Annotated in this window: 12 protein-coding genes; 6 read left to right on the top strand and 6 right to left on the bottom strand. The window is 73.9% G+C overall.

The features are described 5' to 3' along the window. Positions 1 to 15: 15 nt before the first annotated feature. Positions 16 to 744, bottom strand: coding sequence for a ZIP family metal transporter (locus tag ACZ42A_RS33915; protein WP_468531151.1), 729 nt, complete (start codon positions 742 to 744; stop codon positions 16 to 18). 94 nt (positions 745 to 838) lie between these two features. Between ACZ42A_RS33915 and cobM the strand changes: the two genes are divergently transcribed. The 6 genes from cobM to cobC are packed head-to-tail and all read left to right on the top strand — an operon-like array spanning position 839 to position 7,183. Continuing rightward, positions 839 to 1,657, top strand: a complete 819-nt coding sequence (gene cobM / locus ACZ42A_RS33910) for a precorrin-4 C(11)-methyltransferase (protein WP_468531150.1) — start codon at positions 839 to 841, stop codon at positions 1,655 to 1,657. Beyond that, the gene (cbiE, locus tag ACZ42A_RS33905) at positions 1,654 to 2,901 is read left to right on the top strand and encodes a precorrin-6y C5,15-methyltransferase (decarboxylating) subunit CbiE (RefSeq protein WP_468531149.1); all 1,248 of its coding nucleotides are present in this window, start codon (positions 1,654 to 1,656) and stop codon (positions 2,899 to 2,901) included. Before cobM ends, cbiE begins: the two co-directional genes overlap by 4 nt. Then, positions 2,898 to 4,607 (top strand): precorrin-3B C(17)-methyltransferase, encoded by a 1,710-nt coding sequence (cobJ, locus tag ACZ42A_RS33900; RefSeq protein ID WP_468531148.1) that lies wholly within the window; start codon positions 2,898 to 2,900, stop codon positions 4,605 to 4,607. The genes cbiE and cobJ overlap by 4 nt, the downstream gene beginning before the upstream one ends. Continuing rightward, positions 4,604 to 5,197 (top strand): precorrin-8X methylmutase, encoded by a 594-nt coding sequence (locus ACZ42A_RS33895; protein WP_468531147.1) that lies wholly within the window; start codon positions 4,604 to 4,606, stop codon positions 5,195 to 5,197. The genes cobJ and ACZ42A_RS33895 overlap by 4 nt, the downstream gene beginning before the upstream one ends. Continuing rightward, a complete protein-coding gene (locus tag ACZ42A_RS33890) occupies positions 5,194 to 6,135 on the top strand; it encodes a sirohydrochlorin chelatase (RefSeq protein ID WP_468531146.1) in 942 nt (313 codons plus the stop codon). Before ACZ42A_RS33895 ends, ACZ42A_RS33890 begins: the two co-directional genes overlap by 4 nt. After that, positions 6,125 to 7,183 (top strand): Rv2231c family pyridoxal phosphate-dependent protein CobC, encoded by a 1,059-nt coding sequence (gene cobC, locus ACZ42A_RS33885; protein ID WP_468531145.1) that lies wholly within the window; start codon positions 6,125 to 6,127, stop codon positions 7,181 to 7,183. Before ACZ42A_RS33890 ends, cobC begins: the two co-directional genes overlap by 11 nt. A gap of 783 nt (positions 7,184 to 7,966) precedes the next feature. Here cobC and ACZ42A_RS33880 read toward each other — a convergent pair. The 5 genes from ACZ42A_RS33880 to ACZ42A_RS33860 form a co-directional block, all read right to left on the bottom strand. Beyond that, complete coding sequence (locus tag ACZ42A_RS33880) at positions 7,967 to 8,860, bottom strand: SCO1860 family LAETG-anchored protein (protein WP_468531144.1); 894 nt, start codon at positions 8,858 to 8,860, stop codon at positions 7,967 to 7,969. Between the two features lie 129 nt (positions 8,861 to 8,989). Then, a complete protein-coding gene (locus tag ACZ42A_RS33875; RefSeq protein WP_468531143.1) occupies positions 8,990 to 10,081 on the bottom strand; it encodes an amidohydrolase family protein in 1,092 nt (363 codons plus the stop codon). Positions 10,082 to 10,102: 21 nt separating this feature from the next. Further along, positions 10,103 to 10,894, bottom strand: a complete 792-nt coding sequence (locus ACZ42A_RS33870) for an amino acid ABC transporter ATP-binding protein (protein WP_468531142.1) — start codon at positions 10,892 to 10,894, stop codon at positions 10,103 to 10,105. Continuing rightward, on the bottom strand, positions 10,891 to 11,733 hold the full coding sequence (locus ACZ42A_RS33865) for an amino acid ABC transporter permease (RefSeq protein WP_468531141.1): 843 nt from the start codon (positions 11,731 to 11,733) through the stop codon (positions 10,891 to 10,893). The genes ACZ42A_RS33870 and ACZ42A_RS33865 overlap by 4 nt, the downstream gene beginning before the upstream one ends. After that, the gene (locus ACZ42A_RS33860) at positions 11,730 to 12,575 is read right to left on the bottom strand and encodes a transporter substrate-binding domain-containing protein (protein ID WP_468531140.1); all 846 of its coding nucleotides are present in this window, start codon (positions 12,573 to 12,575) and stop codon (positions 11,730 to 11,732) included. Before ACZ42A_RS33860 ends, ACZ42A_RS33865 begins: the two co-directional genes overlap by 4 nt. Positions 12,576 to 12,687: the final 112 nt, after the last annotated feature.

The following is a 12,687-nucleotide window of genomic DNA, read 5'->3' as shown; positions in this document are numbered from 1 at the left end:
GGTCCGCGCGGGCGGTCACTCGGCGATGCCGACCACCAGCCAGATGAACCCCGCGCCCGCGACCGTGCACAGCAGGGTCGAGCGGGCGGGGTGCTCGTGGTGGGCCTCGGGCAGGATCTCGGCCGCCGCCAGATAGAGCAGCGCGCCGCCGAAGAAGCCGAGGTAGCCGCCGAGCAGGGGCTCGGGGATGGTGAACAGCAGCGTGGAGGCCGCGCCGGCGACGGGCGCGACCGCGTCCGCCACCAGCATGGCGATGGCACGCCGGCGGGCGTTGCCGTAGACGGTCGTCAGCGTGAACGTGTTGAAGCCGTCCGCGAAGTCGTGGGCGATGACGGCCAGCGCGACGGCGACGCCCATGCCGTGGCCGACCTGGAAGGCCGCGCCGATGGCGACGCCGTCCATGGCGCTGTGGCCGACCATCGCGGCGGCGGCCGTCAGGCCCACCTCGGGCGTCCGGCCGTCGTGCTCCTCGGCTCCGTGCGCAGCCTGCCGAGCCGCCAGCAGACGTTCCACCAGATGGGCTACGAGGAAACCGGCCACGAACAGCAGCAGGGCCGCCGGTACGCCGTGCACCTCGGTGCCCGCCGCCTCCAGCGCCTCCGGCAGCAGGTCCAGGCCGACGACGCCCAGCATCAGGCCGCCGGCCAGGCCCAGGACCAGATGGCGGCGGTCGGTCACGCGCTGCGCCGTCCAGCCGCCGGCCAGCGTCATCAGGAACGCGCCGAGCGCGACGAACACCGCCATGTGCCCTTGCTATCCGATCGGCGCCGGGTCGCGCACGTACGACCCGGCCCGCGTTGAACTCGCGTTGAACTCCCGTACGAGAGGAACCGACCCCATGGCCGACACCCCTACCGGCAAGGTGACCTTCGTCGGTGCCGGCCCCGGCGCCGCCGATCTGCTGACGTTCCGTGCCGCCCGCGCGATCGCCGAGGCCGACATCGTGATCTGGGCGGCGAGCCTGGTCCAGGCGGAGGTCCTGGAGCACGCGCGGGAGGGCGCTCAGATCCTGGACTCGGCGACGATGTCGCTGGAGGACGTGGTCGCCGTCTACGAGCGGGCGCACGCCGAAGGGCTCAAGGTGGCCCGGATCCACTCCGGCGACCCGGCCCTGTGGGGCGGCACCCAGGAGCAGCTGGACCGGTGTCACGCGATCGGCATCGAGACGGAGATCGTGCCCGGTGTCTCGTCCTTCTCCGCGGTCGCCGCGCTCGCCCAGCGGGAGCTGACGATCCCGGAGGTCGCGCAGTCCGTGGTGCTGACCCGGCTGGGCGGCGGCAAGACGCCGATGCCGCCCGGCGAGGAGGTGCGCGAGTTCGCCAAGCACGGCACGACCATGGCGGTCTTCCTGTCGGCGGCGCGCAGCGGGCAGCTGGTGCGGGAGCTGCTGGAGGGCGGCTATCCGACGACGACGCCGGTGGTCGTCGCGTACCAGGCGACCTGGCCGGAGGAGCTGGTCGTGAAGTGCACGATCGGCACGCTGGAGGAGACGGTCAAGGAGCACAAGCTCTGGAAGCACACGCTGTTCCTGGTCGGCCCGGCCCTCGACGCGCACGGCACCCGCTCGCACCTGTATCACCCGGGGCACTTCCACGGGTACCGCAAGGCCGACCCGGAGGCCCGCAGGGCGCTGCGCGCGCGGGGTGCCCAGCAGTGATCACCGTCATCGGGACGGGGACCGGGGCGCCCGTGCCGGAGGAGGCCGTGGCGGGGGCCGACCTGGTCGTCGGCGGGCGGCGGCACCTGGACGCCGTACGGCTGCCGGAGGGTGCCGAGCGGATCGTGCTCGGGCCGCTGGCGGCGGCGCTGGACGCGATGGAGGCATACCTCGAAAACGGCGCGAAGGACCGGCCGGTCGTGGTGCTGGCCTCGGGCGACCCCGGGTTCTTCGGGATCGTGCGGGCGCTGGCCGAGCGGTTCGGGGCGGAGCGGCTGGACGTGCGGGCCGGGGTGTCCTCGGTGGCCGCCGCGTTCGCGCGCGTCGGCCTGCCGTGGGACGACGCGGTGGTGGTCAGCGCGCACGGGCGCGAGCCGCGTACGGCGGTGAACGTGTGCCGGGCGCATCCCAAGGTGGCGGTGCTGACCGGGCCGGGCGCCGGACCGGCCGAGCTGGGCGCGGCGCTGCGGGACACCGGGCGGGTCCTGGTCGTCGCGTCCGCGCTGGGCGATCCGGAGCGGGAGCGCGTGGAGCGGGTGACGCCCGCCGAGGCGGCGGCCCGGGACTGGGGTACGGCGGTGAGCGTCGTGCTGTGTCTGGACCCGGCGCGGGCGCTGGGCGCGGTGCGTACGGTGGCCGGTGCCGCGCCGGGGCCCGCCGGCTGGGCGCTGGACGAGGGCGACTTCGCGCACCGCGACTCGATGATCACCAAGTTCGAGGTGCGGGCGCTGGCCCTGGCCCGGCTGGGTCCCCGGCTCGGCGACCTGGTGTGGGACGTCGGCGCGGGCTCCGGCTCGGTGGCCGTGGAGTGCGCCCGGCTCGGCGCGGCGGCCGTCGCCGTGGAGAAGGCGGCCGACGGGGTGGAGCGGATCCGCGCCAACGCCGCCGCGCACGGCGTGGACGTGCACGTGGTGCACGGCGCGGCGCCGGACGCGCTGGCGGGCCTCGCCGACGACCCGGACGCCGTGTTCGTCGGCGGCGGCGGGCGCGAACTGCCCGCCGTCGTCACCGCCTGCGCGCGGCGCGCCCGGCGCGCCGTGGTCGTCGCGATGGCCGCGCTGGACCGGGTGCCGGCCGCCCGTGAGGCCCTGACGAGCGCCGGGTTCTCCTGCGACGGGGTGCTGTTGCAGTCGTCCCGGCTCGCACCGTTGCCGGGGGACGTGACCCGGCTCGCGGCGACCAATCCCGTTTTCCTGCTGTGGGGCGAGCGGCGTCCCGCCTGTACCGAAGGAGTTGTCCAGTGATCGGCCTCATTTCCGCCACCGCGGCGGGGGCGGCGGCGCGGGACCGGCTGGCCGCGGCGTGGCCGGACCGCACGCGCGTGTACGACGGACCCGTGGGGGACGCCGTGCGGCGGGCGTTCGCCGAGTGCGAGCAGCTGGTGTGCTTCCTGGCGACGGGCGCGACGGTCCGGCTGATCGCGCCGCTGCTGGGCGACAAGACGTCCGACCCGGGTGTGGTCTGCGTCGACGAGGGCGGGCGGTACGCCGTGTCGCTGGTCGGCGGGCACGGCGGCGGCGCCAACGAGCTGGCCCGCGAGGTGGGTTCGGCGCTGGGCGCGGAGCCGGTGGTGACGACCGCGACGGACGCCGTCGGCATCGCGGGCCTCGACACGCTCGGGCTGCCGGTGGAGGGCGAGGTCGCCGCCGTGTCGCGGGCGCTGCTCGACGGCGAGCCGGTGGCGCTGCGGGCGGAGGTGGCGTGGCCGCTGCCGCCGCTGCCGGTCGCCGAGGACGGGGCGTACGCGATCCGGGTGACGGACCGTCTGGTGGAGCCCGGCGAGCGGGAGGTGGTGCTGCGTCCGCCGACGCTCGTCGTCGGGGTCGGCGCGTCGAAGGGCGCCCCCGTCGAGGAGGTGCTCGGGCTGGTCGAGGAGGCGCTGCGGGACGCGGGGCTGTCGGTGGCGAGCGTCGCCGAGCTGGCCACCGTGGACGCCAAGGCCGAGGAGCCCGGCATCGTGGAGGCCGCGGCCCGGCTGGGTGTGCCGCTGGTGACGTACGCCGCCGAGGAGCTGGCCGGGGTCGAGGTGCCGAACCCGTCCGACGCGCCGCTCGCCGCGGTGGGCACGCCGTCGGTGGCGGAGGCGGCAGCGCTGGTCGGCGGCGGGGAACTGCTCGTACCGAAGCGGAAGTCGGCGGCGCGGCCCGCCATGGCGACCTGTGCGGTCGTACGGCGGCCCGGGCGCGGTCGGCTCGCGGTGGTCGGGCTCGGGCCGGGCGCCCGGGACCTGCTCACCCCGCGCGCCAAGGCCGAACTGGAGCGGGCGTCGGTGCTCGTCGGGCTCGACCAGTACGTCGACCAGATCCGCGATCTGCTGCGGCCCGGCACCCGGATCCTGGAGTCCGGTCTCGGCGCCGAGGAGGAGCGAGCGCGGACGGCGGTCGCCGAGGCCCGCAAGGGGCAGGCGGTCGCGCTGATCGGCAGCGGGGACGCGGGGGTGTACGCCATGGCCTCCCCCGCGCTCGCCGAGGCGTCGGACGACATCGACGTCGTCGGCGTGCCGGGGGTGACGGCGGCGCTGGCGGCCGGGGCGATCCTGGGCGCGCCGCTGGGCCACGACCATGTGTCCATCAGCCTGTCGGACCTGCACACGCCGTGGGAGGTCATCGAGCGGCGGGTGCGGGCGGCGGCGGAGGCGGACATCGTCGTGACCTTCTACAACCCCCGTTCGCGCGGCCGCGACTGGCAGCTGCCGAAGGCGCTCGCGATCCTCGCCGAGCACCGGGAGCCGACGACGCCGGTGGGTGTCGTACGGAACGCCTCGCGGCCGGACGAGTCGAGCCGGCTGACGACGCTGGGCGAACTCGACCCGGCGACGGTCGACATGATGACGGTCGTGACGGTGGGCAACACGGCGACCCGGGAGATCGCGGGGCGCATGGTGACGCCGCGCGGCTACCGCTGGCAGGCATCGGAGCTGTCGGGGCTTTCCGAGGAGGACGCCAAGTGAACCGTGTGGTCCACCCGATCGAGCAGGAGTCCTTCCGGCGGCTGCGCGCCCGCCTGGACACCTCGCACTTCCCGCCGCTGACCCGGGCGGTGGTGGAGCGGGTCATCCACTCCGCCGCCGACCTCGACTACGCCACCGACCTCGTCACGGACGAGGCCGCGCTGGAGAAGGCGTACGCCGCGCTGCACGCCGGGGCGCCCGTCGTCGTGGACGTCGAGATGGTCGCCGCCGGGATCACCCGGCGGGAGACGGTCTGCCGTCTGAAGGACGCGAAGGCCGGTCCCGGCGGCCTGACCCGCTCCGCGCACGCCATGCGGCTGGCGTACGAGCAGGTCGGGCCGGGCGCGCTGTGGGTGATCGGCTGTGCGCCGACCGCCCTGGAGGAACTGCTCACGCTGGATGCCGATCCGGCGCTCGTCATCGGTCTGCCCGTCGGTTTCGTCGGCGCGGCCGAGTCCAAGGCCGCGTTGCGCGAGAGCGGGCTGCCCGCCGTGAGCAACGTGTCCGAGAAGGGCGGCTCGGCGGTCGCCGCCGCCGCGCTCAACGCCCTGCTGTACCACCCCACTTCATACTCCGAGGAGAAACCGTGACCACCCCGCCGCCCGCCCTGCTCATCGCCGGCCATGGCACCCGGGACGATGCCGGAGCCGAGGCGTTCCGCGACTTCGTCCGGGAGCTGGGGCGCCGCCACCCCGACCTGCCCGTCGCGGGCGGCTTCATCGAGCTGTCCCCGCCGCCGCTCGGCGAGGCGGTGACCGAGCTGGTGGAGCGGGGCGTACGCCGGTTCGCCGCCGTACCGCTGATGCTGGTGTCCGCCGGGCACGCCAAGGGAGACATCCCGGCGGCGCTGGCCCGCGAGAAGGAGCGGCACCCGGGGATCTCGTACACCTACGGCCGTCCGCTCGGCCCGCACCCCTCGCTGCTGTCGGTGCTGGAGCGGCGGCTCGACGAGGCGCTGGGCGGTGCCGGGCGCACCCCCGAGGACCGGGCGGACGTGACCGTGCTGCTGGTCGGGCGCGGGTCCACCGACCCCGACGCCAACGCCGAGGTGCACAAGGCGGCGCGGCTGCTGTGGGAGGGGCGCGGGTACGCCGGGGTGGAGACGGCGTTCGTGTCGCTGGCGGCGCCGGACGTGCCGAGCGGGCTCGACCGCTGCGTGCGGCTGGGCGCGAAGCGGATCGTGGTCCTGCCGTACTTCCTCTTCACCGGCATCCTGCCGGACCGGGTGCGGCAGCAGACGGAGGGCTGGGCGGCGGCGCACCCGGAGATCGAGGTGCGGTCGGCGGACGTCATCGGTCCGGAGCCGGAGCTGCTGGACCTGGTGATGGAGCGGTACGAGGAGGCCCTGAAGGGCGATCTGCGGATGAACTGCGACTCGTGCGTGTACCGCATCGCGCTGCCGGGGTTCGAGGACAAGGTGGGGATGCCGCAGCAGCCGCACTTCCACCCCGACGACGACGGCCACCACCACGGGCACGGCCACGGTCATCACCATCACGGGGGGCACGCACACACCCATGCGCACTGACGACGGGCACGACCTGCGCCACCACGGTGACGCGGAGGTACGCGACGACGGCTCGACGCTCACCGACCTGGCGGTGAACGTACGCTCCGACACGCCCCCGGCGTGGCTGCGGGAGGTGATCGCCGGCTCGCTGGACGGGCTGGCGGCCTACCCCGACGGGCGGGCGGCGCGGGCCGCGGTGGCGGCGCGGCACGGGCTGCCGGTGGAGCGGGTCCTGCTGACGGCCGGCGCGGCGGAGGCGTTCGTGCTGCTGGCGCGGGCGCTGAAGGTGCGGCGGCCGGTCGTGGTGCACCCGCAGTTCACGGAGCCGGAGGCGGCGCTGCGGGACGCCGGGCACTCGGTCGACCGGGTGCTGCTGCGGGAGGCGGACGGTTTCCGGCTGGAGCCGGGGCTGGTCCCCGAGGACGCCGACCTGGTGGTGATCGGGAACCCGACCAATCCGACGTCGGTGCTGCACTCCGCCGACGCGATCGCCGGGCTCGCTCGGCCCGGGCGGACGCTGGTCGTGGACGAGGCGTTCATGGACGCGGTGCCGGGTGAGCGGGAGGCGCTGGCCGGGCGGACGGATGTGCCCGGACTGATCGTCCTGCGCAGCCTGACGAAGACCTGGGGCCTGGCCGGGCTGCGGATCGGCTACGTCCTCGCCGCGCCCGAGACGATCGCGGAGCTGGAGCGGGCGCAGCCGCTGTGGCCGGTGTCCACGCCGGCGCTGGTGGCGGCGGAGGCGTGCGTGGCGCCGCGGGCGCTGGCCGAGGCGGCCCACGCGGCGCATCGCATCGCGGCGGATCGGGCGCATCTCGTCGCGGGGCTCGGCGCGTTCGCGGAGGCGGGGCTGCGGGTGGTGTCCCCTGCGGAGGGGCCGTTCGTCCTGGTCCGCCTGCCGCAGGCTGCCGCCGTGCGTCACCGGTTGCGGAAGCTCGGCTTCGCCGTGCGGCGCGGGGACACGTTCCCCGGGCTGGGCGAGGAGTGGCTGCGGGTGGCGGTGCGGGATCGGGGGACGGTGGATCGGTTGCTGGACGCGTGGGGGCGGGCCCTGGTGGGTGGCTGAGGCCGCGGTTCCTCGCCCCCGCCGCCCCTACCCATTCCCATCCCCAGGGGCTCCGCCCCTTCGCCCCCGCCAGGGGCTCCGCCCCTGAACCCCGGCGGGGGCTCCGCCCCCAGCACCCCCCTCGGGGGCTCCGCCCCTCCGACCCCGGCGGAGGCTCGGCCCTCAGCATCCCCCTCAGGGGCTCCGCCCCTCCGACCCCGGCAGGGGCTCGGCCCCCAGCATCCCCACCGGGGCCCTGCCTCAGCACCCCACCGGGGGCTCCGCCCCTCAACCCCGGCGGGGGCTCTGCCCCCAGCCCCCCTCAGGGGCTCCGCCCCTTCGACCCCGGCTGGGGCTCCGCCCCCAGCACCCCCCTCGGGGGCTCCGCCCCTCCGACCCCGGCGGAGGCTCGGCCCTCAGCATCCCCACCGGGGGTCCTGCCCCAACACCCCCACCGGGGGCCGCCCTCAGCTGGCTCCGCCCCGCCCGGCAGGGGCTCGGCCCCCAGCGCCCCCACCGGGCGTCCTGCCTCAGCACCCCACCGGGGGCTCCGCCCCCAGCACCCCCATCAGTGGCTCCACCCCTTCGACCCCGGCGGGGCTCGGCCCCCAGCACCCCCACCGGGATCCGCCCGCACCCCCACAAGGGTCCGCCCCCAGCACCCCCACCGGGATCCGCCCCCACCCCCACCAGGCTCCGTCCCCAGCAACCCCACCGGGGCCCCGCCCCCTGCACCCCTGTCGGCCTGAACGGCCTCGTCCTCAGGTGCCGGACGGGATGAGTGGAGTCCCGTCGGTCCGGAAGTCAGCCTCGGCGGCGGGACCTTGCGGCTGCTGCCGCTCCTGTGGCCAGGAGGGCTACCGCTGCTGCTGCCAGGTAGGGGGTCGTCGAGTTGCCGCCGGTGTCGGCGAGGTCGGCCTGGGCGGGGGCGCCCTGGGGTTTGACGTCGGGGGCGGGGCTCGGGTCGGCCGGGTGAGTGGGCGGCGGGGTCTCGCAAGTGGCCTTCGCCAGGGTGATCGTGCCCTGGACCTCGGCCACGTTGAGCTTCAGGGGGTTGACGGAGACCGTCAGTTCGAGGGCGGTGGCGGCGGCCGTGCGGGAGGTGGTCTCGCGTTTCGACAGGTCGAGGCGGACCTCGCCGACGCCCGGTACCTGGACGTCGGTCGTACCGCCCGTGGTGAGGGTGACCCGCTTGCCGAGGGCCGTCACCGAGCCGAGCAGGTTGGAGTCGGCCACCGGCGGCTTGCCCGCCTCGCAGGTCGCCACAGACGTGACCTGTTCCACCTCGATGAGGGACAGCAGTGGCAGGCCGGGGACGTGGAGTTGGGCGTGGGTGAGGTGGGTGCTGCCTTCCGCCTTGCCGTTCCCCACCGTCGCCTTCGCCTGGGCCACGTCCGCGCGCAGCACGCTGAACGGCCTGCCGCCGTCGACGCCGTCCAGTCGTGCTGTCAGCGCGGTCTTCTCCGCGCTCCGCGGTGCCTGGACCTCGTTGAGGGAGACCGCGAGGGGGACGGTCACGGTCTTGTTCAACAACGAGACGTCCAGTTCGGTACGCAGGACCGCCGCGGTGGCGCGGCCCTCGCCTCCGGTGTCGGGGGTCGCGTGAGCGAGGGCCGCCGGGCCGGTGGCCAGGGCCGTGGCGGTCGCCAGCGTGACGAGTCTGCGTGCGGGCATGCGGAAGCGGGTGGTGCCGTTCAAGGTGGGACTCCCTGGAGAGACGTGCTCGGGACCCGGAAAGAATTTCGTACCGCGGGTGAACCGTCAGCGATCCGACGGGAGTTCACCCCAACGGGGGTTCGCCGCATGTCTCTTCGAATCGGGTGTCCCTCAGTCGATCACCCGTCCGTTCAGCACCACCCGTCGCGGTGCCGTCAGCACCCGTACGTCCGCGCGCGGGTCCGTCTCGTAGACCACCAGGTCGGCCGGGGCGCCCTCGTCGAGGCCGGGGCGGCCGAGCCAGGCGCGGGCCGACCAGGTCCCGGCGGCGATCGCGTCCACGGCAGGGATGCCGGCGGTGACCAGTTCCGCGACCTCGGCGCCGGCCAGACCGTGGGCGAGGGAGCCGCCGGCGTCCGTGCCGACGAAGACCGGGATGCCGGCGTCGTAGGCGGAGCGGACCGTGTCGTAGCGGCGGGCGTGCAGGCGGCGCATGTGGTCGGCCCAGCGGGGGAACTTCGTCTCGCCGCCGTCCGCCAGCCTGGGGAAGGTGGCGATGTTGACCAGGGTCGGGACGATCGCGACGCCCCGGTCCGCGAAGAGCGGGATGAGGTCCTCGGTCAGGCCCGTCGCGTGTTCGATGCAGTCGATGCCCGCCTCGACGAGGTCGCGGAGCGAGTCCTCCGCGAAGCAGTGCGCCGTGACCCGCGCCCCCAGGCGGTGGGCCTCCGCGATCGCCGCCTCCGCCGCCTCGCGCGGCCAGCACGCCGAGAGGTCGCCGAGGTCGCGGTCGATCCAGTCGCCGACCAGCTTGACCCAGCCGTCGCCGCGCCGGGCCTCCTGGGCGACGTACGCGACGAGGTCCTCCGGCTCGATCTCCCAGGCGTAGTTACGGATGTAGCGGCGGGTGCGGGCGATGTGCCGGCCCGCGCGGATGATCTTCGGCAGGTCCTCGCGGTCGTCGACCCAGCGGGTGTCGGAGGGCGAGCCCGCGTCGCGGATCAGCAGGGTGCCCGCGTCCCGGTCGGTCAGCGCCTGCTTCTCGGCGACGTCGCGCGGCACCGCGCCGTGCGCGTCGAGGCCCACATGGCAGTGGGCGTCGACCAGGCCGGGCAGCACCCAGCCGGACACCGTGCGCACGTCGCGGGCGCCGACGGGACGGTCGTAGGAGATCCGCCCGTCGACGACCCAGAGTTCGTCCCGGATGTCGTCGGGGGAGACGAGCACCCGGCCCTTCACGTGCAGCACCGCTCCATCGCTCATGCACTGCACCCTAGTGAGCCGCTAGTCGGACTTCCCCACCTGGTCCGAGGTCTCCTCCTCCACCTCCGCCATCGCGGGGTCGAGGAGGCGGGAGAGGAAGTGGCGGGTGCGGTCGTGGGCGGGGCGGGTGATGACCTGTTCGGGCTCGCCGTCCTCGACGATCACGCCGCCGTCCATGAAGACGACCCGGTCGGCGACCTCGCGCGCGAAGGTCATCTCGTGGGTGACGACCATCATCGTCATGCCGTCCCGCGCGAGCATGCGCATCACGGCCAGGACGTCCCCGACCAGCTCCGGGTCGAGCGCCGACGTCGGCTCGTCGAACAGCATCACCTCGGGGCCCATCGCCAGCGCGCGGGCGATGGCGACGCGCTGCTGCTGGCCGCCGGAGAGGGAGGACGGGTAGGCGTCCGCCTTCTCCGCCAGGCCCACCCGGGCCAGGTTCTCGGCGGCGACCCGGGCGGCCTGCGCCTTGTCCCGCTTGAGGACCCGGCGCTGCGGCAGCGTCAGGTTCTCGGTCACGGTGAGGTGCGGGAACAGGTTGAACTGCTGGAAGACCATGCCGATACGGCGGCGTACGGCGTCGATGTCGACGTCCGGGTCGGTGACCTCCGTACCGCCGACGAACACCTGGCCCTTGGTCGGCTCCTCCAGCAGGTTCACGCACCGCAGCAGCGTGGACTTGCCGGAGCCGGACGGGCCGATGACGCAGACGACCTCGCCCTGGGCGATCTCCAGGTCGATGCCGCGCAGCACCTGGTTGTCGCCGAAGGACTTGTGCAGGTCGCGGATCTCGATCTCGGGGCGGCTCATTTCACGGCCTCCTGGGCCTTCGCCTCCATACGGCGCACGACGAAGCCGAGCGGGATCGTGACCAGCAGATAGCACAGGCCGGCGACGAGGATCGGCGTGGAGTTGGCGGTCTGGCTGGCCAGGTCCCGGCCGAACTTGGACAGCTCGCGCTCCTCCAGGGTGACACCGAGGAACAGCACCAGCGAGGAGTCCTTGAAGAGCAGGACCAGTTCGTTGGTGAGCGGCGGGAGGATGACCCGGAAGGACTGCGGGAGGATGATCGAGATCATCGCCCGGGCGTGGGAGAAGCCCAGGGAGCGGGCCGCCTCCATCTGTCCCTTCGGGATGGCCTGGATGCCCGCGCGGAACGTCTCCGCCATGTAGGCGGCGGCGACCAGGCCGAGCGCGAGGGCCACCTTGCCGTACGTGCCGCCGATGATCTCCGTGCCTGGGAAGGCCAGCGGGACGGCCACGCCGATGAAGATGAAGATCAGCAGGGCGGGCAGGCCGCGGAAGATCTCGATGTAGACGCCCGCGAGCCAGCGGTACGGCCCGACCGACGACAGCCGCATCAGCGCGATGACCATGCCGAGCACCAGACCGACGGCGAAGCCGGACAGGGTGTACAGCACGGTGTTCTTCAGCGCCAGCGTGATGACCTCGGGGAACATCTGCTCCGCGATCTCACGCTGGGCGAACTGGTTCTGCAGCCGGTCCCAGTCGGCCGCGACCGCGAAGGCGATCACGGCCGCGACGAAGACGACGTACTGGACGCCGCGCGACAGGCTGCGCTTCTGGCGCCGGGTCAGGCCCTTCTTCTTCGGCTGGAGTGCTGTGTCCGGGGTGTCCGGGCTCGTCATGAGGCGGACGGGGAGGCCGCGGACTCGTCGTACGGGCCGATCCACTGCTCGTAGAGCTTCTTGTACGTCCCGTCGGCCTTGGCGTCCGCGAGGGCCTTGTTGATGGCCTCGCGCAGCTTGTCGTTGCCCTTCTTCACCGTGAAGCCGTACTGCTCGCCGGTGTTGATGTTGTCGGCGATCTCGAAGGCGTCGGCGTTGGCCTTGTCCTTCAGCCAGCCCTGGACGACCGGGTAGTCGATGACGACCGCGTCGACCTGGCCGGTGCGCAGGCCGTTCAGGACGGCGTCGGAGGACTCGAAGGAGACCGGGTCGAGGCCCTTGCTCTTGGCGTAGTCCTCACCGGTGGTCTGCGCCTGGGCGCCGACCTTCTTGCCCTTGAGGTCCGCGAAGGAGGCGATGCCGCTCTTCTTGTCGGCGAGGACCGCCTGGGTGGCGTTGAAGTACGGGTCCGAGAAGTCGACGTTCTTCTTGCGCTCCTCGGTGATCGTCATGCCGGCGGCGGCGAGGTCGCACTGGCCGGCGTTGAGGGAGCCACCCGTCTTGAAGTTCTCGAACGGCTGGTCGAGGATCTCCTGCTTCACGCCCAGGTCGTCGGCGACCAGGTCGATCAGGGCGACGTCGAAGCCCTGCACCTTGCCGTCGATCTCCGACTGGAAGGGCGGGTACGGCAGGTGGGTGCAGGTGGTGAGCTGACCGGCCTTGACCAGTTCGACACCACCGGCGGCGGTCTTCGTACCGCCGTCGCCGTCGTCGCTGGACGTGCAGCCGGCTACGAGGACCAGCCCGGCCGTCGCGGTGGCGGCGACCAGGAAACGGGCCCGGCGCCCGAGGACGGTGTTCACGGGGGACCTCCTAAGGGAACTGTGCGTTCCGATGATAAGGAAATGTTTGGGTCACTCAAATCAAACCGATGGCTGTGGGGCGGTTCGACCTGAGAAGTCGGCGCTGGGGGCG

It is taken from the genome of Streptomyces sp. NPDC030838, assembly GCF_055572035.1.
The sequence above is the reverse complement of the archived record's forward strand: the minus strand, read 5'-3'. Positions and strand labels throughout refer to the sequence as shown.